Genomic DNA, 22,664 nt, shown 5'->3' on the forward strand with positions numbered 1-22,664 from the left:
AACGGATATGTACACAATCAAAGACCCCGGTTGACTATCAGGCCGCCTTCGCGGGCAAGCCTCGCTCCTACAGGGCGGGCGATAACCGCCAGCCGGCGCTACTGCAGCAACGGATATGTACCCCCTCAAAATCGGCCTTACCCTGCACAGCACCAGACCCGGCGCGGCGGGAAAACTAACAGAGAACGCCCCCTAGCGATGCGTCAGCAAGGCATCGAGATAGGTCTTCGCCGCGCAGGCACTCACGAAACGGGCAGCGGCATCGATGCGTGCCTGGCGGTTCGCATCACGCGGCAACGTCAGTTCCACGGTGATCGCCCGTGCCAGTGCATCAGGGTCGTCGACCGCCACCAGCGGGGCGATCGCACCATTGTCGAGAATCTCTTGCGGGCCATAGGGGCAGTGGGTCGATACCACCGGAGTGCCCGTGGACAGGGCCTCGACCAGCGCGTTGGGACTGCCCTCGAAACGCGACGACAGCACAAAGCAATCGGCCGCTGCCACTTCCGCCAATGGTTCGCTGGTATAGCCCGGCAGATCGAAGCGGCCGGCCACGCCGAGGGCGACGGCCTGCTCGAGCAACTCGTTTCTGAGCGCGCCTTCGCCGAAAATGATCAATCGAACACTGGGGTCGGCTAAGCGGGCAAAGGCATCGAGCAATACGTCAAAGCCTTTTTGCTGGGCCAGGCGACCTACGGCAACAATTACCGGAGTGGTTTTTTTCAGCAGCCAGCGGTGGTTCGGACGTCCCGGCGCCTTGTCGCGAAAATCATTGTCGAGCACCGGGTTGTCAGCAATGGTGACATCCTGCGGGCGCGTGATGGTGGTGTCGACCAGATCCTGCGCGACACCGCGCGAGACGCAGATCACCGGATTGGGAATGAGTCGGTACAGCAGCGGTGCCAATAGATAGGCGGTGCGCACCATCAACGCGGGATTGACGTGTTTGTCATGGGAAAACGCATTGCGTTCGCTGACATGCAGGCGCGCCAGCGTACCGGACAACATGGCCGCGGCGATGGCCACCACGTTGACGTGGGTGAGGGCCGCCAGTAGCGCGTCAAAGCGATTGTGGCGAAGAAAGCGTGCCAGCGCCGGCACTGCTCTGGAACTGCGCGTACTGTGCAACTCCACCTGTTTGACCCGGGGGTCCAGGCGCGCCGAATTCACACCTGCGCCGGTGAGCATCAACAAGGTGACGTCATTGCCTGCTTCAGTCAGCGCACTGGCGAGGCGCACCATCATTTTTTCGGCGCCGCCTCCGCTCAGGTCCTGCAGAATAATCAGCAGCCTTTTCATTGATTCCATACCTGGTAGTACGCCTGCGCGGCGTATTGACTGGTGTACTGTCGGACGGCTTCAACGGCAACTTCCCCGCTTGGCGCAGCACGGCGTTGCGAGGTCACGCTGCGCAGCATCCCTTCGGCCAGCGCCGCTACATCATTGACCTTGACCAGATCGCCGAGTCGGCCGTTATCAAGCAGTTCCCTGGGCCCGGTTTCACAGTCGCAGGCCAACACAGGGGTGCCCAGCGCCAGGGCTTCGATCAGCACGGTGGGCAAGCCCTCATGAAACGAACTCAGGATCAGCAGTCTTGCCTGCCTGATCAATGGGTAGGGATTGCTCAGAAAACCGGTGAAATGCACTCGGGCGTCGATGCCCAGGCGGCGGGCCTGTGAGGTCAGCGCGGCGAGTTGCGGGCCATCGCCGATGATCACCAGATCGGGCAGCGCAGCCCTGCACAAGGCCATGGCATAGGCGTCGAGCAGCAGGTGGAAACCCTTCGGTTCCACCAGCCGGCCTACCGCTAACCAGAACTCGGCCGGCAAACCCGTGAGCATGGGCATCTGTGCGGCACTGAGCAGTTGTTCGGTGACCACTGCATTGGGGCAATAACGGATTCGCTGGCGGCCCCAGGGCACCAGGTCAGAGAGGGACTGGCGCAGGCCGTTGGAAACCGTCACTACCCGGCCGTTGCCACAGAGGTACAACGCATAGAGCAGACGCAGAGTGACGAGGCTGATTTTTTGTTCGCTGCAATCCAGTGCTGCATGACGGCTATAGATGACTTTGCATGGGCTACCCAAGGTGGCAAACCAGGCGCAGAGGTTGGCCCGTTCCTTGGCTGCGATGAGGTGGGTCACCCGTTCACGCCGAATAATCCGGCGCAGCAATACGATGGACTTGCACAGGCCGACGATTCCATTGCCGCCGCCATTGAGCGTGGCAGCGCCTTCATCGTCTGGCGTGTCGCCGTTCATGACAAAATAACGGACACGCTGGCCATCCTTGAGAAACTGCCTGGCCAGGCGTTGCTGAACACGCTCGAGGCCACCATCGGGCTTGAAGTCCTTGAGGATGAACAGGATATGCATGGTCAGTGCTCAGTGATCAATGCCGGGTGCTCAGGGGAAAGTGATATTGATGGTCACTTTGCGCCGAACGATCATCACCCATAGATGAACAAAATTGGTCGGATAGTCGATCAGGTAGCGCTTGATGGTGTGCGGTTCGCGGTACATCCGATAGAACGCGCGCAGATGCAGGCGGTTGATCAGCTCAGGGTAGTAATGATGAGTGGCCGTGGCCTCTTGGCGAATGAAGCCACCACAGGTGAATGCAACACCGGTGAAGCCGGCGCGCAGGGCGTCCTGCTCGAACTGCTCTTGAAGCCCGGCGCCCAGGCCTACGATCAGAATGTTTGCTTCGCTGCGGCAGATATCTGCATGAATGCACACGGCCTGCGGTGCATCGAAATAGCCGTTGTGATGACCGGCGATCATCAACGCCGGGTAGCGCGCCTTGATCTTGTCGAGAAACAGGTCCAGTTCGGTTTGCCGGGCACCGACAAAATACACGCGCTTGCCTTGTTGTTCGGCGCAGCTGAAGACAGCGTCGGCGATGGACGTGAAGTCGAAGCTGACCCGGCCGATCGTCCGGCCGGTGATGCGCGACATGAAGGTCGACATCAGCATGCCGTCGCAAAAATAGGCGATGGAAGTCGGGTGTCGGTCGAACAGACTGCCGACGGACGCAAAATTGATGAAGGAAAACGCTTTGTTGGCGTCCAGCAGATTCGGCGTGTAATGCCCGATTAATTCCAGACTGATCATTGCCTGACTCCTAATAAATGTCTTTCGAGAACAACGTAAAAGGGGTCTTGACCAGAATCTTGATGTCGAGCCACAGCGACCATTGATTGATGTATTTGAGATCCTGGGCGACGCGCTCCTGCATTTTTTCCAGCGTCTGGGTTTCACCTCGATGCCCGGTGATCTGGGCCAACCCGGTGATGCCCGGCTTGAGGCGATGACGGGCCATGTAGGCGCGGACCTTGCCGGTGTAGTAAATGTTGTGCGTGACGGCGTGCGGTCGCGGGCCGACCAGGGCCATTTCGCCGCAGAGCACGTTGAATAGCTGCGGTAACTCGTCGATGGAACTACGGCGCAAAAAACGCCCAAGCGGGGTGATGCGGTCATCCTCGCGGGTAGCCTGACGGACTTCGTTGTCGTCGTGCACACGCATCGTCCGGAACTTCCAGACCTTGATCACCTCAGCGTTACAACCGTAGCGATTTTGTTTGAACAACACCGGGCCGGGCGAGGAAAGCTTGATGGCTGCCGCCACGATCAGCAGCAAGGGGCTGAGCACAATAATGCCCACGGCGGCCAGGCTGCGTTCGAACAGCTCTTTGCAGAGCAGGCTGCCGGGGTGCGAACTGATAAGGCTTTCATTGAGGTAGATGGCCGGCATTCGCTCTATTTCCGAGATCGACTGATTGAGCAGCACCATGCTGCCGAAATCGGGGATCCAGACCACGTCGACATTCATGTCCAGAAGATCGATGTACAGCGCTTCGATGATGGCGGCTTGTGCCATCGGCAAAACGATATAGACGCGGCGTACGTGCAGGCGGGTGATGATTTCGCGAACCTCGTCGATGCGCCCCAGCAGCGGCAGAATGCTCGGGGCCGGGCCGGTATGTTCGGCGGTTGCGATAAAACCCAATAGCGGTACGCGATTGCGCCTGGACAGTTTTCTCGCCAGCGTATGGGCGGTTGGACACGTCCCGATGATCACCGCGCGGCGCTCGTTGCAGAGCTTGTGCGAATGCAGTCGGGCCAGGTAATGCAGGGGCAAGAAGCTCACCGCCTGGACCAGGTAACCCAATACGGCCCAGACGATGATCACCTGACGCGAGAAAATCACGCTGGTCTGGGTGACGAAAGCAATGCTGATCAACACGGCCAGCAGGATCATCCAGGCCGCCAGCAGCCGAGCGAGCCCTGACAGCCACTCATGGCGCTTGTGGTAAACCTGCATCACGCTGTAGATCGGTACCGAACCGAGCACGGTGAGAATCATCAGAACACGGTATTCACTGGTCAGGCTGCCGACTCGCCCGTACACGAGCAACATCAGCAGCAGGTTGACCAGGCTGAGTGCACACACCCATTGGCCCCAGAAGGTCAGACCTCGGCGGTGCGTCATTTGAGCGGTGTATAGCGATGTCATCGGCTCAACCTCCGGGCATGGATTGGACATCGGCGCCGAATGCTGCACGCCCTCGTTCCCGCACGCTGGAATAGCTCGACTGGGATGAAGCAACTTTTTGATGAGGTTGGAAGGAGACTACTGCACAGACAGATGCCAGCGCTTACCTGGACATGTAGTCGTAGTTCTGGAACGTATCGGAATGGCTGTAGCCCTGTTTGCGAGCCTTGTTCAGATCAACCTGGTTAAGCACCACACCGAACACCGGGGCATGGCTCTGCTGCAGTATTGCAAGGCACTTCTGCACCTGGTTGACCGGTGTGCTTTCGGCCTTGATCACATAGATCACCGCGTCCGAATGCTTGGCCAGCAACAGCGCATCGCTGACCATTTGCGCAGGCGGTGAGTCGATGATGATGCGTTGGTACCGCGACTTCAGCGCCTCAAGCATGGGGGCCAGGCGCGGCGAGCTGAGCAGATCCAGCGGTGGCGGCGACAGCTTCCCGGCCGGCAACATATCGAGATTGCCGACGGTCCGGATGCAGTCCTCGAGTCGCGCAGTGCCTGCGAGGACATTGGCCAATCCGGGGCTGTCTGCCGGGAAATCGAAGTTGAGCGACAGACTGGGTTTGCGCATGTCTGCGTCGATCAACAGGACACGCTCGAGCATTGTGAGCGAGTACGCCAGGTTGTTGGCGATGGTGCTTTTGCCTTCTTCGGCCATGGTCGAGGCAACGAGTACTACCTGTGACGGCATGTCGCCGCCGTGCAACATCAACCAGGTGCGCAGGTTGCGAATGGTCTCGCAGAAACGCGGATGGTCGTTGTCGTCGAACAGTCGCGCCAGTTGCCGGCGGCTTTTCTTCGTGACCAGCGGCACTACGCTGAGCAGGGGAACGTCAAGCGTGCTTTCGATAGCTTCGTCGGTCTTGAATGTTTTGTTCAACGTTTCGGACAGCAATGCCAGCGCTACGCCGATCAGCGCCGCCACGATGGCGACAATCGCGATAATCAGTGTTTTACGAGGCTTGCTCGGTTCCAGAGGAATAATCGCAGGGTCGACGATGCGCGCCTTGGTGGAGTCCATGTCGGAGGTGGCCGCGGTTTCCTTCAAACGGGTGACGAAGGTTTCATACAGCGCGCGGCTGCTGTCGACTTCACGCTGGAACTCACGCAGCTGGAACTCCTTGCGCGAAATATCCTGTAGCTGCGCCTTGTTGCTGTTGAATGATTTACGCAGTGAGCTTTCATTGGCCTGGGAGAGCTGATATTCGCGTTCGATGCCGGCAACCACCTGTTGAACTTGCAGGCGCAAACTGTCGGTGGCCATACGCAGCTCGGCGCGAGCGGCGATAAGGGTCGGATGTTTTGGGCCGTAGCGCCCGGAAAATTCCTCGACCTTGGCTTGGGCCTTGGCCTGTTGCGCCTGGAATTTCTGCACCAAAGGGTTACTCAAAACGGCCGGCACACTGGAGAGCTTGCTCAGGTTGCCATTGCTCAAAGCCTGTACCTGGCGGAACTGGCTTTCGGCCTCTGCCAGATTACGGCGGGCATCGATCATGCGGTTGCCGGTCATTTCCAGTTCATTGGCGCTGATGGTGGCGACACCGCCGACGTCGACCAGGCCTTGTGCTTCGCGGTAGCCCTGAAGTTTGTCTTCGGCACTGCGCAGGTTATTGCGTAGCTCGATCAGGCGTGAATTCATCCAGCTGGTGTTGGTCTGCGAGGACTTCAGGCTGTTGTCGAACTGACTATCGATGAAGCCCTGGGCAATGGCATTGGCGGTAGCGGCAGCCAAACCAGGGTCGGGCAGCTCCACTTCTATTTTGATCAACTGGCTCTTGCCGACGAATTTGACGCTGGTGTGCCGCATGAGGTTCTGCGTGACTTGATTGAAGATATCGACTTCGGAGGGCATCACCTGCACGGGGGCCAAACGGCCCAGTACTGGCAGCCATTGACCAAGCTCAAGCGTTGCCAGCCATTTGCGCGGCGCAAACCATGACTCCGGTTGTTGGCGTGGATCGGTTACCGGATGGGTGGTGAGGTTCAGCTTTTTGACCGCACGTTCGGCCAGGTCCCGCGATTGCAAGAGCGCCAGTTGCGTCTGCAAGTAATCGACGGTACCGGAGCTCGAATCCGTTACTTGCTGGAAGGACAACAGCGGTGGCGTTTTTTCTTTGATCAGGAGAGTGGTGCTGCCGATGTATTGCGGGGGAATGAATGACAGCGTGGCCATCGCCAGCGCACAGCCGAGCAGTATCAACCAGCCGATTTTCCAATGGGCGCGCCAGATCACCCTCCAGTATTTGAGCAGGTCAATGGTGTCCTTTTCCTCGCTGTACTGCTGATGCTGCGGCACATGCGGCTGGAGCGGACGTTCGACGTATAGGCTTGGGCTGTTGTCCATGATTAGAAAAAGCCTTGTGCGATGGAAATGGTGTCACCGGGGGCGATGGCGGTGCTGCGCGTGACCGTATCGGTCAGTGGTGGGGAGCCATCGCCGCGTACGATGGTCACCCGCTTGATCGAGGCTCGTTCGGTCAGGCCGCCACCCAGGGCGATGGCTTTCTCCAGTGTCAGCCCGGGCTCGAATGGATAGCTGCCGGGTTTCTTCACCTCTCCGTTGATGTAGAACGAGCGATAGGTAATCAGGTTGAGGCTGACTTTGGGGTCGACCAGGTAACCTTGCTTGAGCCCGTCAACGATGAGCTTTTCCACCTGATTGGGGGTGAGCCCCTTGGCGGCAATCTCACCCAGAAATGGATAGGAAAACATTCCGGCATCGTTGAGACGGATTTTCTCGAAGCTCAGGTCCCGCTCACCGAAGACCGTGATGCGCAATACATCGCCGGCTGCCAGTTTGTACTGGGCGCCGGGGTCTGCTGCAAAAGTCACGGGCAACAGCCACGGCACGAACAACAAGCCAAGCATTCGCGAGTTCATGGAGAAAACCTCTTAGAGACTTACGTTGAAGCTGAGCAAGAAGATGTTGCGTTCGAAACTCTGATTGTCGGCATCGGAGTCATCGTTGCGGTAGCGATAGCCCAGCTCGATATCCAGCCAGCGGCGCATTGCGTATTCCACGGCGAGGTTGTAGTCACGAAGGTCATCGGTACGGTTCTGGCCCTCGTACTCATAGCGGGACAGCCCGACTTCGGCCACCGTGGTGATGCGATCGGTCCAGCCATGACGCCATCCGACCAGCGCCGAGGTGGTCTTGACGGCATCGGCACCGTCGTCGCCCTCGGCCATGGCCTGGCGGGCAACAAACGAGAAGGTCGAGTAGGTTCGTGGTTTCCATCGCAGGTCCACCTGCCAGGTCGGATTACTGAGGTCATCGACGCTGCGATCATCGAAGTTCTTGCGCTCATAACCCACACGGACTTTGCCAGAGGTGCGGGCGGTGAAGTCCCATTCGGCGCCGGCAAGAACCGCGTCGGATGTGCTGTCGAGGCGGCTGTCGGATTGCAGGTAATCAAAGACGGTATGGTCGTACTCCAGCAGCCCACGCGTATTGCTGCCGATGCGGTGGTACCAAGTGGTGGTCAGGCCGCTGGTATTGCGCTCTTTGTCGTCGTTGATGCCGCCGGAATTGCCGTAGCGAAGTTGAGCGTAACTTGCGCCCAGGTCGATCTGATTGGCAGCGCTTCTGGCGCCGTAGGTATAGAGGCCATTGACGCGGTTACTGCGAATCTTGTCATTAATGCCATCGACAGCTGTCGACGTCGTACGCTCGTATTTACGTGCTTCCGCTTCTAGTTTCAGTCGATGGCGGTCGGTGAACTCCATGATGCTGTTGAGTCGTACGCGTTGTGCGGTATTCGAGGCATCCGATTCGTCATGATAAATGTACCGTGTAGGCTGCCAGATAAGTCGGGTGGCACTGTTGCGGTCTTCAGCCTTCAGTTCGAAAGAGGGCGCCAACTTTGTCACCATGGAAGACTGACGCCCCCGTTCCAGTTCCCGGAAGTTGTCATCATAACTTTCTGAAAACAGCAGGGTGGGGGTGAAGTCGAACCCATAGATATCAATGGACTGGGGATCGAGACTCCAGGCCGTTCCGGGACAGAAATAGATAATGATCAGTGCGAAAGGGCCACGGGTCTTGAAGGTCATATCATTGCTCCTGGGGATGAATCCAATGACTATAGACCGGAAAACAGTGGGTGAATGTGCTCGGTGTAATGCGGGGCGCTATCAGTGTTGTTTTGTTGGGTGAAGTTTATAAGTTCAAGTAGTCGCCGGCCAAACAGCAGGAAATCAAGAAGGCGGCTGGTAATAACAGGTTGGGTGTAAATGAAGGTTTAAAGGGTGGGAGATTAACTGGCTTGTATTTTAAGTGCGCCGCTACATAAGGGCGAAGATTAAGTTTGTAGTCGTTCAATATCAGTCAATGGAACACGAACTTGCTGTTCTCTATTTAGAAAGTGAAGCAGAATCATGACTCGCTCGTCACCCAACATGGTCAGGAAAATACCTTCCAGGGTCGACAGTGGTCCTCGGGTTATTTGCAGTGTTTCGCCGGGCTTGAATTGTTGGGGAAACGGAGTTTTTGATGGCTTGAAACACCGGGTACGCAAATGCTCGATGACGTCGTCAGGGACTATGGCCGGGCCGTGATTGAAATCGACGATGCGGCTGACGCCGCGGGTAGAACGCAAAGGTGCCCATTTGTCGTCACGGCTCAACTGAATGAAAAGATACCCCGGGAAGAGAGACTCAAGGGATTGATGGGGTTTGCCATGAATCAGGCGCTCGCTAATGATTTGCGGGCAAAATATGACGTAGTTTTGGCGCAATAAATTGATTTGTGCCCGTTCGTCCTGACGCGGCTTGCACTGCAAAAGATACCAGTGGGAACGGTTAGTACTCGTCAGCATTCTGGCAAGCTCCGTCGTAGCATTGGTTTAAGCATGCCTGTTCGCGTATCAGCGATGCTCTTACACTTTCAGTGAGCTCTATTGAGGTCGTGGTGCCGCGACAGTGTTAAGTTTTTAAGACGGTGTATCAATAGTGAAGCATGTAAGGCGCGTGTAACAGTAAAGCCGAAACTCAGGTCAATAATTTGGCGTGCATAACGTTTGGGCCTGGGTGGCAATCAAGCTTGTTAATGGAAAGTGTAAAGCAGGCGAGACTGTTACTTGATGCTGCGCATAACATCGCTTTCGACATTTGATGGAAAATGTCCTTTGCGGTGGCCAAAGCTACCGCATGGTCCGAACCTTCGGCCCTTTAAAAACAAGTCCTTTCGAGCATGACCCTTGAATGATGGGTGGCGGCAGATATCCACTAACTGCACTTTCGCCGTTATAGGCAGTGACCCTGTTAGGTATTGATCACTCCAGACGACCTGTCAAATGTCACTAGTCAAAAACATAACCTTTTGTCCAATAGTCTGTTAGTGGGTTTCAACCTATTGTTTTTAAGGTGTTTTATCGAATCCGTACTGGTGCGCGCTTTGGGTGAAAGGCAAGGGGTTGCACCCTATCGCTTTATCTCCAAAGCGTAAGCACCTCTGGTTCAAATGTAATGCGCCGCTGATTTGTCAGCGACGTTTGCCGAATACCGATTTGGGTGGCTTGCCGAAAAACCGGGTAAAGGCCGCGCTGAAGTTGTTGGGGAATTTGTAGCCCACCTGATAAGCCGCCTGGGCCACCTGGCAACCGCTCTCGAGCAGGGTGTAGGCCTTGCGCATGCGGATCTCGTGAAGCATGCGGTGCGGGGTGGAGTTGAAGCGGTAATGGAGGCCTTCCTTGAGTTTGAACTCATTGAGCCCCACTGCTGCGCACAGGTAGGGGATGGTCAGCGGCTGGTCCATCTGCTCGATCATGATGTCCCGGGCGCGGTCGAGTTTCTCGATGTCGACGGTGCTGAACTGCAGGCTTTCAGGACTGGCCGCGGGGCTCAGTAGTTTCAGCTGCTCGGAGAGCAGGCTCAGGGTGTGAATGTGCATGTCCAGGGTGCCAGTCACCCCTTGGTTGAGGTAACGGGTCAGGGCGGTGGCGTGGCTGGCGCTGGCCGCCGAGGTCTTCTGGAACGCCAGTTGGCGGACGTTGCCATTGCCCAGCAATTGGCGGGTGCGCTGCTCGCCAATGTACTTGTTGAGCATGCTTTCGCCGATCAACAACCGCAGTTGGGACACCGTTGCCCCGGCTTCGTAACAGCGCTCGCCGAGGCTCAGCTGGAACGAGGTGATGGTGGTGTAGCCGGCGCGAAACGACACCGCCGAACCGTCGGCGCCCTTGTACCCGGAATCGCCCTGCATGCCGAAGGTGATCACCAGCATATGGCGATTGTGCGGGCTGACGGTTTCCTCGATCAGGTTGCGCGTGGGGCGATAGCGCGAACGCACCACCATCAGGTCGTCGTCCAGGCACAAGCGTTCGGAATAGCACTCGCCCAACTCTTCCGGCAATTGCTGGCGCATCCAGCCGCCGGTGTCGTCGCTGACCAGCCGCGAGTGCGTTGACGCGACTCGATACGACTGGGAAATCCTCTGTAAGGCCGCCACTTTTACTGTCCTCCTTGATTGGGCTCCGGCTCGCATATGGATTGATCCAGAATCCATACGTACACACATGATAAGCATTCGCATTAATGAATAACATGTTTCCAAGTCAACTGCCATCTCCGGCTGTGGCAGTGCGCCGATTCATTGATGGGGTCAGCAATGAGCAAGCATGTTTGGAAAGCCAGCGGTTATACGCTGTTTGTTGGCTGTTGGGTGGGCGGCGCGACGACTGTAATCGCGCAGACAGAACTGCCGTCGGTGATCGTCACGGCGAACAAGATCGAGCAGCAACAGGAGCAGGTCCCGGCCAGCCTGTCGGTGCTCAGCAACGAAGACCTGCGCAAAGGCGCCATCGATGACCTGGAACGCCTGGCCCGGGTCACTCCCGGCTTCACCTTTCAGCCCTTCGGCCAGTCTGGTACCAACCTGCCGGTGGTGCGCGGCCTGACCTCCAGCCCCACGGCATTTTCGTCTTCGATGCTGATGCTGGTGGACGGCGTGCCGACCCTGATGGGGCAGGGCTTCGACCACAACCTGCTGGGGGTGGAACGCATCGAGATCCTTCGTGGGCCACAGTCGACGCTCTATGGCCGCAACGCCGAAGCCGGGGTCCTGAGCATTTATACCCGCCAGCCCGGTGCCGAGCCTTACGCCCGAATTGAAGCCGGTGGCGGCAGCCGCGACCAGCGCACCCTGAGCGCCGATGCCAGCACCGCGCTGGTGCCGGACACTCTCTATGCCGGGGTGTCCGGGCAATGGCTGGAGCAGGACGGTTTTATCGACAACGCCTGGCGCGGCGGCCAGGCCGATGACCGCGAGCGGCACAGTGCCCGAATGGTCCTGCGCTGGACCCCGGGTTTGGCCACCGACGTCAACCTGCGTTACAGCCGCCAGGATTATCGCGATGGCGGGGCGCAGTGGGGCGCGGTGAATTCATCGCGGCGCGAAGTGCGTTCCGGCACCTCAAGCTGGAACCACTCCAGCGGCCGCAGCCTGTCCCTGGACGTGGTGCATGAGTTCGATTCGGGCCTGAAGCTGCGCTCGATCACCGCACGCAATGACTTCTACGACCGGGTCCGACAGGACACCGATTTCATGCCGGCCGACCTGTTCCACGTGGGCCGCGACTACCACATGAACACCTTGTCCCAGGAGTTCCGCCTGGAAGGGCAGTGGCGCGATAACCAATGGCTGCTCGGCGCCTATGCCGACCGTGATGATCACGACTTGTCCTATGAGCAGAAGCTGCCCCTGAGCCTGACCCGTACCGATGTGCAATTGGGCGGCAACACCATGGCGCTGTTCGGCCAATGGGTGATGCCCCTGGCCGAGCGCTGGACGTTGACGCTCGGCGCCCGGGCCGAGCAGGACAAGGTGCATCTCGACCCGGCGGTCGGCAGCCGCCAGAGCGCCAAATGGCAACGCTTCACCCCCAAGGCAGCGCTGCAATACCAATGGCAGCCCGATTCCTATCTGTATGGCAGTTACGCCGAAGGTTTTCGCGCCGGCGGTTTCAACGCCTTCTCCAGTGCCGCCAATTACCCCGGCTACGACCCGGAAAAAGTCAAAACCTACGAGGTCGGGGCCAAGGGCTGGCTCGACGACAAACGCCTGCGCTACTCGGCGGCGCTGTACTGGATGGACGTCCGTGACATGCAGGTGCAGCAGATCACCCAGCCCGGGGTGGTGCACATCACCAACGCCGCTTCGGCGCGCTCTACCGGGCTCGACCTGGAAGCTGAATACCTGTTCGCCGACAACTGGCGGGTGGTCAGCTCCGTGGGCCTGAACCGCACCCGTTTCGAACGCTTCAGCGAAGGCAGCAACGACTATCAGGGCAACCGCAACCCATACGCGCCGGACCTCACCGGCCACCTCAGCCTGCGCTATGACGCTCCCGCCGGTTGGTACGCCCAGGGCGGTGTCAGTGCCGTCGGCAAGACCTACCTGGATTCGGCCAACCAGTACCGCCGTGGCGGCTACGGCCTGATCGACCTGAACGCCGGTTACGACTTCAGCCACTACGGCATTTCCGCGTACGTGAAAAACGCCGCAGACAAACGCTACGACGCCGTCGGCTACCTGAATGGCACCGCCCGGGTCTACAGCCCGCCACGGGAGATTGGTCTGCGGGTCAGCTACGAACTGTGAATGATGAAAATAATGAGTGGCGAACTATGAACGATATCAACCTGGCATCCCCCCATCCCCTGCAACCTTATTGGGACCTGACCCTGGCGGGGGTGCGCGCCGATGCCTTGCGCATCGCCCTGGACTGGAAGCTGTTCAACCTGCTGCAAGTGCCGACTTCGGCCTTGGCGATTGCCCGGCAGTTACAGCTCGACCCAGCCAATACCGGTTACTGGCTGGAGGTGCTGTGGAGCATGGAACTGCTCAAGCGCGACGATCGCCAGCCGCCCCATTACCGCAACACCGCGGTAGCCAGCGATTACCTGCGGGCCGACGCCGCGGATTATTGCGGTGACGCCTGGGCCTTTCGCTTGCGCGGCTTGCGGCATTTCGGCAGCCAGCTTGGCGACCAGGTGCGCACCGGCCAGCTCAGTGGCCAGGCGCCGAATATGGCGACCACCATCGACAACTGGACCATGGCGGCGCGCTTGCAGATCGCCCAGGAGCAACGGGCAGTTACCGTGGATGTGGCGTTGCGCCTGATGGCTCAAGTGCCGGAGTTCCCCGCTGTGCGGCGCATGCTCGATCTGGGCGGTGGCCCGGGGCTGGTGGCCATTGCCCTGGCCCGGGACAACCCGATGCTCACCGGCGAGGTGTTCGACTTTGCCCAGACCGTGACGGTGGCCGCGGATAACATTCGTCTGGCCGGCCTGGAGCAGCGCCTGGAGGTACGCGGCGGCGATCTGGCGAGCGATCCGATCGGTGAAGGCTACGACTTGATCTGGTGTTCCTCGGTGCTGCATTTCGTCCCGGACATGGCCGCGGCCCTGGCCAAGATTCATGCTGCATTGCGTCCCGGCGGCGTGCTGGTCAGCGCCCATGCGGAAATACCCGCAGACCCGGAGCTCGCTCGGCGGGTCATGGCCTATTACCTGTCGATGCAGATGCAAGGACGTCAGGTGACCTGCGCCGGCGGCTTGAGCGAAGCCTTGCAGCAGGCCGGTTTCGTCAACATCGACAGTTACCCCGAAGTGGCTTTCGCCATGACCCCGGTGTCGGTGCTGGTGGCGCGTCGGAGTGCTTCATGAACCGGCGGGACGCCACCGGCGCCTGGCGTTTGCAACTGCTCTTTGGCTGGCTGAGTTTCGTGCTGGCGGTGCCGAGTATTTACCTGCTGCTCGGGTTGCCGCTGGTGATGCGCGAGCACGGCTGGTCTGGCACTGACATCGGCCTGTTCCAGCTGGCCGGTTTGCCGGCGGTGTTCAAGTTCCTGCTGGCCTTGCCCGTGCAGCGTTATCGCTGCGAGCGCGGGCATTACCGAACCTGGGCGCTGGTGCTGTGCCTGTTGTTGGCGCTGTTGCTGGTGGTGGTCAGCCAGCAGGCGATCACGGCCCATCGCGGGTACCTGTTCGGCCTGGCCTTCGCCGCCGGGGTGCTGGCGACTTGGGCAGACATTCCGGTCAATGCCCTGGCGATCAAGTTGCTGCCACAGTCCGAGCGGATTCGTGCCGGCGGCATCCGCTCGGCAGCGCTGTTTCTCGGCGCCATTGTCGGTGCCGGAGTGATGTTGCTGGTGCAGAACCGCTGGGGTTGGCAGGCGCCGTTTCTGCTGATGGCCGCGGGTCTGTTACTGGCGTTACTGCCCTTTGCCTGGCTGCGCGAAGGCCGCGCTGAAGGTGCCACTGCCACACCGGCCAGACCTTGCCTGGCCGACTGGTCGGGCTATTTCCGCCAACCCGGTGCACGCCTGTGGACCTGGGTTTTGCTGAGCAGCTTTCCCTTTGTCGGCGCCGCCTGGCTGTACCTCAAGCCCTTGCTGCTGGACCAGGGCATGGCCGCGCAGCAAGTGGCCTTGATTGCCGGCGTTGGCGGCGGCGTGGTGGGGGCCTTGGCCAGCCTGCTGGGGGGGCGCCTGGTTCAGCGACTGGGGCCGGGGCGAGCGATTCCGCTGTTTATGCTCTGGGCTTTGTTTGCCCTGTTGATGCTGACAGCAGCGGTGGGGTTGCAGGCCGGGATGGCCTGGCTGGTGGCCGCGGCTTTCTTGTTGGCCACGGCCATGGGCGCGGTGTCGACACTGGTCTTCGCCCTGATGATGTTTTTCTCCCGCGAGCATCGGCAGGCCGCCGACTACGGACTGCAAGCCAGTCTGTTCGTACTGACGCGCCTGCTGGTGCCGATTGCCGCCGGGGTGCTGCTCGACCATAGCGGCCATGTGGGAATGCTGGCCGGTCTGTCCCTGGCGATGTTCGTGGTCTGTGCCCTGGCCCTGGCGGCCAGGCGTTCGATCGCGGTGGCCACGGCCGGTATGGGTAAAGGGGCGCCGACATGGCGGTTGGCGCCCGGTCCGGCTCGGGTTGAGGGCCATGGGCCACAGCCGCGAGCCATTCAATCGTAAGTCCGACTTGAGTAAGGATGAGTTCATGAAGGCAACCTTAGGTATCTGTCTGGTTACCCAGACTCTGCCTCTGATCGAGGATGTGACCTTTGTCATTGAGCAGTTGCAGGCCGGCTTGCAGCCACCTGCCACCGCCGCTGACTGGCCACTACCGATCGGAGGCTGCGAAGAAATGCATGGAGCCCTGGGGCCACGGCCCAGCAGCGAGGCGGTTCTGGAAACGCTGATGGTCCAGGCCCAGCGCTATCTGCAGGGCAACCCGGCGCATGCCGCAGCGCTGCCCGATCTGTGGTTGATGACCTTCGATTCGGTCGAGGCGGCGCAATCGCGGTTGCGTCACCTCGACCGGCAACTGTCGAGCGAGCTGTTCATTCTCGACCTGAGTGAGCAAACGCAGGCCGGCGTCGAAGACCCTTTCGACGAGCTGATCGCCGCCGCGCCCAATGCACGCCTGTCGCCCCATTCGGCGCTGTTGTATTGCGCCTTGCCGGCCTTGCCGGGATGGATGAACCGCATTGGTGGCAATCGCCATCTGCGAGTGGCGGGGGAGGACCGCGCGGCGCGGCGCGCGGATTTGTTGCGGATCGTCCTGGATCACCTGGAACACGCCTACTTCAACCGCCTGCTGGCGCGTTCCATCAGCGGCCCGCTGCTGTCGGTGAGCCTGGCCACCGAAGTGACGCGTTTTATGCGCAGTCGCTGGCAGGAGCGCTGGGACTTTCATTCCTACACCGGCTCCATGGTGGCGGGGTTGATCCAGTCCATGCAGCAAAACGTCGCCGGCACCGGCGTGCGTTGCCTCAGTGGTTGCAACGAACACAGCTTGGCGGTGAGCGCCATGGCCGGCTGGCAGTTGTTTGGCCGGGCCTATGTGATCACCGTGACCTCGGGCATGATCGATGAATTTCGCGGCACCCTGGCTAACCTCAAACGTCTCGGCGCGCCGGGGCTGATCATCTGCGCCGACAGCCCGGAAAGCGTTTGGTACGCCTTTCAGGGCACCCATGACGGTGATAACGACGGGCGTCGGGTGATCGAGGCCAAAGGCTTGCGCCAGGTGTTCATCCGCAAGGTCGAGGACATCGCTGCCGGCCTGGAGCAGGCCTTCGCCATGCTCGCCGAACGGGCCGAACCGGTGTTTGTCCTCGCCACTCAAGGGGTGCTGGAATCCCGGCCGCAGGTGCCACTGGATGTGCGCTTGCCCGAGCCGCCAGCGCCTCCGGCAACGATCCTCAGCAGTACCCAGGTCGAGGCCCTCGAACAGGCCCTGGATCTGATCAACCACCAGCCGCTGCACCTGCTCTGGCAGTGCGGCAAACTCAGCGATCAGCAGCGCCAACGCGTGCATGCCCTGGCCGAACGCGGTGCGATCGGTCTGGCTGATAGCATCACCCAGCCCGGCAGTGTCGGCCCTTACCACGAGGGGCGGCCGGTGCCGCACTATCTGGGGCCGTTGTCGTTGTACGGTTTCAGTCGACGGGTCTATCAGTTCGTGCACACCGACCACGAGTTGAATGGGCCGCAAAGCCATTGTGTGTTCTTCCTCAAGGGCAAGGTCGACCAGGCCGCCACGCCGTTTTCCGAAGGCAAGCTCAAGCGTCAATTGCGGGTGGTGCAGGTCAACCATGAGCCGCGGCATCTTTCACCCTTTACCGATCTGGCGCTGGATGTGCCGCTGGATGTGTTCCTTGATCACATCGAGCGGGGCTTGCAGGTCGAGCCGCAGATTCTCGCCTTGCGCCGGGCCAAGCTCGAGGTGCTGTCCGCGACCAGCGAGAGCGTGGCGGCGGACCACATAGAAACCCTGCCGATGACCTCCAACTACTTCTTTCGCCGCCTGGGCAACCTGGTGCGCGAACTGATCGAGCAGCAGGACTATCGCTACATCGGCGTGTATGACGTCGGCCGTTGCGGCATCTCGGCGGTGCGTAATGTGCCGCGCACCGATCCGGGTTTTTCCGGCTGGTACGGGCGCGCCTTGATGGGTGACGGCCTGATGGCCTTGCCCTATATCGCCATGACCGGCACCGGCAATGTCCTGGCGTTTGTCGGCGACGGCGCCCGGGCGCTGGTGCCGGATATCGAGGCACGGCTGGCCCAGGGGCTGGCCGAGGACCCCGGGGCGGCAAAGCGTAACGTCACGCTGTTCTACCTCACCAATGGCTTGTTGTCGTTGATTCAGACCTACCTCGACAAACGCTACGCCCATAACGGCGCGCAACAGGTCGCCGTGACCAGTGCTGCACCGTTGGCGGCACCGCTGGAGCGAGTCGGGCCGATCAGCCTGCATCGCGAGCGTCTGGTGAGCTTCGATGAAGCGAGCCTGCGCAGCGCCCTGACGCGCCCCGGACAATTGAATATTTTCGACGTGTTGCTGGCCCATAACTCGGAAGGCGATGGCTTGAGCCTGGTCTCCGAAACCGCCTGGAACCGTCAATGAACCTGCACCCAGGACAACCCCCCATGAAATTCGGTTTTATCGCTCACCCGACCTCCATCGCCCTGCAACGTCAGGTGAAAATCATCGACCTGTTGGACCGCACCCTCGCCGAGCAGGACCGTGGTTATCAGGCCCAACTCTGGCAGCCGCGCAACCTGGTGCCGTTCGCCGATTTCGGGCGCATCGTCAGTGCCAGCGGCGCGACCTGCGAAGGCATCTTGCATTACCTGCCGCTGACTGCCGAGCAGATGCTCAGCCAGCCGCGAACCATTGCCGGGCGTGTGCTTGAAGGCGTGCAGAGCCTGAAAGAGCAGGGCGCGCAATTGGTCGGCCTGGGTGGTTTTACCGCCATCGTCGGCAATCGCGGTTTACAGACCCTGGACCGCAGCGGCGTGCCGGTGACTACCGGCAACTCGCTCACGGCCTACGCCGCCTACAAGAATGTGCTGGAAGCCATGGCTCGCCTGGAGGTGTCCCCAGCGGACACTGAAGTGGCAGTGGTCGGTTACCCGGGTTCGATTGCCATGGTCATCGCCAAGCTTCTGGCCCGGGACGGTTGCCGCCTGCGCCTGGTGCATCGCGGCAGCGTCGAGCAAGGCCGCGAAAGCCTGGCTTATCTGCCGGCGCAAATGCATGGCCAGGTACGCATGACGGCAGACATCGACAGCTGTTACGACGAGGTACGCTTCTACGTCGCCGCGACGTCCAGCGGTGGCGTGATCGATCCCTATCGCCTGGCACCGGGTTCGGTGGTGGTGGACGCAGCCTTGCCGCGTGATGTGTTGCCGTTTCAGCATGATCGCAAAGACATCCTGATCATTGATGGTGGCCTGGTTTCGGCCAGTGAAGCCCTGCGTTTCGGCACCGAGACCCTGGGGCTGGCACCGAAGAAATTCCTCAACGGCTGCCTGGCGGAAACCCTGGTGCTGGCCTTGGAGGGGCGTGCCGAGGCGTTTTCCATCGGCCGTGAACTGCCCGAGGAACGCGTGCTGGAAATCGGCCGGATCGCCGAGTTGCATGGTTTCTCTCCGTCACCCATGGCGTCCTATGGCGAGCGGTTGCGCGAAGAAGACTTCCAGGCCTTGCACCGTTTCCATCGGCGCAGCGTGGCCCCGTCACCGGTCGATACTCCGGTGGCATTGCGCGCCGAAGCCCTGCGTTGTTTTGGCGAGCACATCAATCCGGTGTTGCGCGAGTTCTATCAGTTCAACCATATCGAGCGAGTGTTCACCCACGGCAGCGGCTGTTGGCTGACCGATCTGGACGGTGGCCGCTACCTGGATTTCGTCGCCGGTTATGGCTGCCTGAATACCGGTCACAACCACCCGCGGATCAACCAGGCGCTGCAGGCGTACCTGCAACAGCAGCATCCGACCTTCGTCCAGTACGTCTCCGTGCCGCTGCAAACCAGCCTGTTGGCGCAGCGTCTCAGCGAACTGGCACCGGGCAATCTGGAGCGGGTGTTCTTCAGCAACTCCGGCACCGAGGCGATCGAGGCGGCGTTGAAACTGGCCATGGCCGCCATGCAGCGCCCCCGGGTGCTGTATTGCGACAACGGCTATCACGGCAAGACCCTGGGCGCGCTGTCGGTGACCGGCCGCGACAAACATCGCGACCCGTTCAAGCCGCTGTTGTCGCGCTGCGATTCGATTCCTTTTGGTGATCTGCAAGCGCTGGAAGCGGCCTTGAGCCGGGGCGATGTGGGTGCCTTTATCCTTGAGCCGATCCAGGGCGAGGGCGGGGTGATACTGCCACCTGCCGGCTACCTGAAACAGGTCCGGGAGCTGTGCAGCGCCCATGACTGCCTGTTGATTCTCGACGAGATCCAGACCGGTCTCGGGCGTACCGGCAAGCTCTTCGCCTGTGAGTGGGAGGCGGTGGTGCCGGATATTCTGGTGCTGTCCAAGTCGCTCTCCGGCGGCGCCGTGCCTATCGGCGCGACCCTGTCCAGCGCCGCGCTGTGGGACCGCGCTTACGGCAGTATCGATACCTTCGCCCTGCATACCTCTACCTTCGGCGGCGGCAATTTCGCCTCGGCTTCGGCCCTGGCGACCCTGGACGTGATCGCCGATGAAGACCTGGCCGGCAATGCCGCGCGGGTCGGCGGGCAACTCAAGGAGGCGCTGCGCGAGGCGGTCAGCGGCTATCCGTTTATCCGCGAGGTGCGGGGCATCGGGCTGATGATCGCCATCGAGTTCGAGTACAGCTTCCACGGTGGGGTCGAGGCTTTTGTGCGTGAGTTCGCCAGCCGTATCCCGGGGAATGCGGCGGGCACCTATCGCATGCTGTCGGGCAAGGCCAAGCGGCATATCGAGGAGGCCATCAGCGAGGTGGAGAAAAACTTCGAGGAGATGTTCGTGCTGCGCTTCGTCAGCAAACTGTCGAGGGAGCATGGGGTGCTGACGTTCGTCACCGCCAACAATAACCGGGTGATGCGCATCCAGCCGCCGCTGGTGCTCAGCGACGATGAGGCGCGGCATTTTGTCGAGGCTTTCAGCGCTGTGTGCAAGGACATGTCGACCTTCCTCGCCTGACGCTATTGACGACCTTTGAAAGCCCTCGAAAGAGGGCTTTCATCTATTCGTCATAAGTTGCCGACGATTGTTTAAATGCATACAAAAACGTGCCTTCTGAATATGAAAATGCAGGCCCGTTGAATTGATTAATTGAAGTTGCTGCTTGAGAATCGGTTGCATTCAGTAACAGGTATTCGCCATGAAACTCCCCGCTCTTGTAGAACCACTCGCCAGCCTAAGTAATGAAGAAATAACCCGCTACAGCCGACACTTGTTAATTCCCGATGTGGGCCTTGAAGGTCAGCGTCGCTTGAAGAGCAGTAAAGTACTGGTTATCGGTGCGGGCGGTCTGGGTTCACCGGCCTTGTTGTATCTGGCGGCGGCTGGCATCGGCACTTTGGGTATCATTGATTTCGACCGGGTGGACGAGTCCAACCTGCAGCGCCAGATCATTCACCGGGTGGCCACGGTCGGTCAATCGAAGGTTGAAAGCGCCGCTGCGGCGATCCAGGACCTGAATCCCCATGTGCAGGTCAACCGCTACGACCAGCGCCTGGAACCGGAAACCGCGGTGCAGTTGTTCAGCCAGTACGACCTGATCCTCGACGGCACCGATAACTTCGCCACCCGCTACCTGGTCAACGATGCTTGCGTGCTGGCCAACAAGCCCTATGTCTGGGGTTCGATCTTCCGCTTCGAAGGCCAGGCCTCGGTGTTCTGGGAAAACGCTCCCGGCGATGTCGGCCTCAATTACCGCGACCTGTACCCGGAGCCGCCACCTCCGGAGCTGGCGCCATCCTGCTCGGAGGGCGGGGTGCTGGGCATTCTCTGCGCCTCCATCGGCGCGATCATGGCCACCGAAGCAGTCAAACTCATCACCGGTATCGGCGAAAGCCTGCTGGGGCGCCTGATGGTTTACGACGCTCTGGAAATGTCCTACCGACAGATGCCGCTGCGCCGTTCACCCGGGCGCCAGCCGATCACTGCCCTGGGCGATTATCAGGCGTTCTGCGGCCTGACCGCGCCCAAGGGCGTGCAGCCTTCGGACATTCCGTCCATCAGTGCCCGGGAGCTACAAGCTTTGCGCGAACGTGGCGAGGATGTGTTGCTGATCGATGTGCGCGAGCGCACCGAGTGGGACATCGTGCGCATCCAGGGTGCCCAGCACATACCCAAGGGACCGAAGACCGCCGCGCTGATCGAGACCCGCTTTGGCAAGCACGCCAACCTGGTCCTGCACTGCAAGTCCGGGGCACGCTCCAAGGCTGTCTTGCTGGAATTGCAGCAATTGGGCTTCAGCAATGTGCGCAACCTCGACGGCGGCGTACTGGCCTGGGTGCGGGACGTCGAGCCGGCGTTGCCGAGTTATTGAACGGAGGCGATGGACAAGGATGTTGAGAATTCGTGCCGGCCTGCTGGAGGCCATGCTGGAGCAGGCGCGGCGGGATCATCCGCTGGAAACCTGCGGCATCATCGCCGCACCGGCTGGCGCCAGGACCGCCGAACGGCTGATCGCCATGGACAACGCCGCGCGCTCGCCGACCTTTTTCAGCTTTGCGCCGAAACAGCAACTGGCGGTCTGGCGTGAGCTGGATGAGCGGGACGAGGAATGCCGGGTGATCTATCACTCCCACACCGCCAGCGCGGCCTATCCCAGTGCCGAAGATGTGCAGTACGCCGGCGACGCGTCGGTGCACTACGTGATTGTTTCAACCCTGCCGGACATTGATGTGGCAGTGCGCAGCTTTCGAATCGTTAATCGAAAAGTTACCGAAGAAAGTATTTATGTAGTTCGCTGAAGCTTTAAACAAAAGATCAATTAATTAATACACGGGCCTTGTTAAGGCTCAGGGAGTTCTGCATGTCGATTTCCGTCATTGTGCCAACTTTGTTGCGCTCTTTTACTCAAGATCAGAAACGCGTCGAAGTTCAGGGAAGTACGGTGCTTGAAGTAATCGAACAGATGGAACGGGAGTACCCGGGCGTTAAGGAACGGCTGATTGGCGACGGTCAGGTGCATCGTTTCGTGAACATCTACGTCAACGATGACGACATTCGTTTTGCCGACAACCTGGCCACAACCCTCAAGGCCGGCGATGCCATCACCATCCTGCCAGCGGTCGCCGGCGGCTGATTGCTTGCCGATGGATTCTGGCCTGCGCGGCGTACCTCACC

General features: G+C 60.2%; 17 protein-coding genes. 8 read left to right on the plus strand and 9 right to left on the minus strand.

From position 1 onward, the window contains the following. Window positions 1-192: 192 nt before the first annotated feature. The 9 genes from PMI30_RS18425 to PMI30_RS18390 form a co-directional block, all read right to left on the minus strand. Entirely contained in the window at window positions 193-1,299 is a 1,107-nt protein-coding gene (locus tag PMI30_RS18425) for a glycosyltransferase (RefSeq protein WP_008008742.1), read from the minus strand. Beyond that, window positions 1,296-2,375, minus strand: coding sequence for a glycosyltransferase (locus PMI30_RS18420; protein ID WP_008008744.1), 1,080 nt, complete (start codon window positions 2,373-2,375; stop codon window positions 1,296-1,298). The genes PMI30_RS18425 and PMI30_RS18420 overlap by 4 nt, the downstream gene beginning before the upstream one ends. Before the next feature lie 30 nt (window positions 2,376-2,405). Continuing rightward, complete coding sequence (locus PMI30_RS18415) at window positions 2,406-3,113, minus strand: WecB/TagA/CpsF family glycosyltransferase (RefSeq protein WP_008008746.1); 708 nt, start codon at window positions 3,111-3,113, stop codon at window positions 2,406-2,408. A gap of 10 nt (window positions 3,114-3,123) precedes the next feature. After that, a complete protein-coding gene (locus PMI30_RS18410) occupies window positions 3,124-4,515 on the minus strand; it encodes an undecaprenyl-phosphate glucose phosphotransferase (RefSeq protein WP_008008748.1) in 1,392 nt (463 codons plus the stop codon). Between the two features lie 142 nt (window positions 4,516-4,657). Beyond that, entirely contained in the window at window positions 4,658-6,904 is a 2,247-nt protein-coding gene (locus tag PMI30_RS18405) for a GumC family protein (RefSeq protein WP_008008752.1), read from the minus strand. Between the two features lie 2 nt (window positions 6,905-6,906). Further along, the gene (locus tag PMI30_RS18400) at window positions 6,907-7,440 is read right to left on the minus strand and encodes a polysaccharide biosynthesis/export family protein (RefSeq protein ID WP_007906253.1); all 534 of its coding nucleotides are present in this window, start codon (window positions 7,438-7,440) and stop codon (window positions 6,907-6,909) included. 12 nt (window positions 7,441-7,452) lie between these two features. Then, complete coding sequence (locus PMI30_RS18395; protein WP_008008754.1) at window positions 7,453-8,613, minus strand: outer membrane beta-barrel protein; 1,161 nt, start codon at window positions 8,611-8,613, stop codon at window positions 7,453-7,455. 248 nt (window positions 8,614-8,861) lie between these two features. Next, a complete protein-coding gene (gene rfaH, locus PMI30_RS30535) occupies window positions 8,862-9,377 on the minus strand; it encodes a transcription/translation regulatory transformer protein RfaH (protein ID WP_008008756.1) in 516 nt (171 codons plus the stop codon). Between the two features lie 665 nt (window positions 9,378-10,042). Then, window positions 10,043-11,008, minus strand: a complete 966-nt coding sequence (locus tag PMI30_RS18390; protein ID WP_008008758.1) for a helix-turn-helix domain-containing protein — start codon at window positions 11,006-11,008, stop codon at window positions 10,043-10,045. A 159-nt stretch (window positions 11,009-11,167) separates the two neighbouring features. Here PMI30_RS18390 and PMI30_RS18385 point away from each other — a divergent pair, with 159 nt between their 5' ends. The 8 genes from PMI30_RS18385 (at window position 11,168) to PMI30_RS18350 (ending at window position 22,623) form a co-directional block, all read left to right on the plus strand. Continuing rightward, window positions 11,168-13,159 carry a TonB-dependent receptor gene (locus tag PMI30_RS18385; protein WP_008008760.1) on the plus strand — a complete coding sequence of 664 codons (1,992 nt, stop codon included), beginning with the start codon at window positions 11,168-11,170 and terminating at the stop codon, window positions 13,157-13,159. 26 nt (window positions 13,160-13,185) lie between these two features. After that, entirely contained in the window at window positions 13,186-14,226 is a 1,041-nt protein-coding gene (locus PMI30_RS18380) for a methyltransferase (protein ID WP_007906231.1), read from the plus strand. Further along, the gene (locus PMI30_RS18375; RefSeq protein ID WP_008008762.1) at window positions 14,223-15,533 is read left to right on the plus strand and encodes an MFS transporter; all 1,311 of its coding nucleotides are present in this window, start codon (window positions 14,223-14,225) and stop codon (window positions 15,531-15,533) included. The genes PMI30_RS18380 and PMI30_RS18375 overlap by 4 nt, the downstream gene beginning before the upstream one ends. 25 nt (window positions 15,534-15,558) lie before the next feature. Beyond that, the gene (locus tag PMI30_RS18370) at window positions 15,559-17,973 is read left to right on the plus strand and encodes a hypothetical protein (protein ID WP_008008765.1); all 2,415 of its coding nucleotides are present in this window, start codon (window positions 15,559-15,561) and stop codon (window positions 17,971-17,973) included. 23 nt (window positions 17,974-17,996) lie between these two features. After that, complete coding sequence (locus PMI30_RS18365; protein WP_008008766.1) at window positions 17,997-20,507, plus strand: aminotransferase class III-fold pyridoxal phosphate-dependent enzyme; 2,511 nt, start codon at window positions 17,997-17,999, stop codon at window positions 20,505-20,507. A gap of 181 nt (window positions 20,508-20,688) precedes the next feature. Then, the gene (moeB, locus tag PMI30_RS18360; protein WP_008008768.1) at window positions 20,689-21,861 is read left to right on the plus strand and encodes a molybdopterin-synthase adenylyltransferase MoeB; all 1,173 of its coding nucleotides are present in this window, start codon (window positions 20,689-20,691) and stop codon (window positions 21,859-21,861) included. Window positions 21,862-21,880: 19 nt separating this feature from the next. Then, a complete protein-coding gene (locus PMI30_RS18355; protein WP_008008770.1) occupies window positions 21,881-22,288 on the plus strand; it encodes a Mov34/MPN/PAD-1 family protein in 408 nt (135 codons plus the stop codon). 62 nt (window positions 22,289-22,350) lie between these two features. Continuing rightward, window positions 22,351-22,623 (plus strand): MoaD family protein, encoded by a 273-nt coding sequence (locus PMI30_RS18350; RefSeq protein WP_007906219.1) that lies wholly within the window; start codon window positions 22,351-22,353, stop codon window positions 22,621-22,623. Window positions 22,624-22,664: the final 41 nt, after the last annotated feature.

It is taken from the genome of Pseudomonas sp. GM50, from assembly GCF_000282375.1.
Lineage (GTDB): Bacteria > Pseudomonadota > Gammaproteobacteria > Pseudomonadales > Pseudomonadaceae > Aquipseudomonas.

Bases quoted from the DNA above. Each gene is read 5' to 3' on its own strand.
- PMI30_RS18415 (WP_008008746.1), bottom strand. From the start codon at position 3,113: ATGATCAGTCTGGAATTAATCGGGCATTACACGCCGAATCTGCTGGAC.
- PMI30_RS18395 (WP_008008754.1), bottom strand. From the start codon at position 8,613: ATGACCTTCAAGACCCGTGGCCCTTTCGCACTGATCATTATCTATTTC.
- PMI30_RS18350 (WP_007906219.1), top strand. From the start codon at position 22,351: ATGTCGATTTCCGTCATTGTGCCAACTTTGTTGCGCTCTTTTACTCAA.
- PMI30_RS18405 (WP_008008752.1), bottom strand. From the start codon at position 6,904: ATGGACAACAGCCCAAGCCTATACGTCGAACGTCCGCTCCAGCCGCAT.
- PMI30_RS18370 (WP_008008765.1), top strand. From the start codon at position 15,559: ATGAAGGCAACCTTAGGTATCTGTCTGGTTACCCAGACTCTGCCTCTG.
- PMI30_RS18375 (WP_008008762.1), top strand. From the start codon at position 14,223: ATGAACCGGCGGGACGCCACCGGCGCCTGGCGTTTGCAACTGCTCTTT.
- PMI30_RS18410 (WP_008008748.1), bottom strand. From the start codon at position 4,515: ATGACATCGCTATACACCGCTCAAATGACGCACCGCCGAGGTCTGACC.
- PMI30_RS18380 (WP_007906231.1), top strand. From the start codon at position 13,186: ATGAACGATATCAACCTGGCATCCCCCCATCCCCTGCAACCTTATTGG.
- moeB (WP_008008768.1), top strand. From the start codon at position 20,689: ATGAAACTCCCCGCTCTTGTAGAACCACTCGCCAGCCTAAGTAATGAA.
- PMI30_RS18365 (WP_008008766.1), top strand. From the start codon at position 17,997: ATGAAATTCGGTTTTATCGCTCACCCGACCTCCATCGCCCTGCAACGT.
- PMI30_RS18420 (WP_008008744.1), bottom strand. From the start codon at position 2,375: ATGCATATCCTGTTCATCCTCAAGGACTTCAAGCCCGATGGTGGCCTC.
- PMI30_RS18385 (WP_008008760.1), top strand. From the start codon at position 11,168: ATGAGCAAGCATGTTTGGAAAGCCAGCGGTTATACGCTGTTTGTTGGC.
- PMI30_RS18425 (WP_008008742.1), bottom strand. From the start codon at position 1,299: ATGAAAAGGCTGCTGATTATTCTGCAGGACCTGAGCGGAGGCGGCGCC.
- PMI30_RS18400 (WP_007906253.1), bottom strand. From the start codon at position 7,440: ATGAACTCGCGAATGCTTGGCTTGTTGTTCGTGCCGTGGCTGTTGCCC.
- rfaH (WP_008008756.1), bottom strand. From the start codon at position 9,377: ATGCTGACGAGTACTAACCGTTCCCACTGGTATCTTTTGCAGTGCAAG.
- PMI30_RS18355 (WP_008008770.1), top strand. From the start codon at position 21,881: ATGTTGAGAATTCGTGCCGGCCTGCTGGAGGCCATGCTGGAGCAGGCG.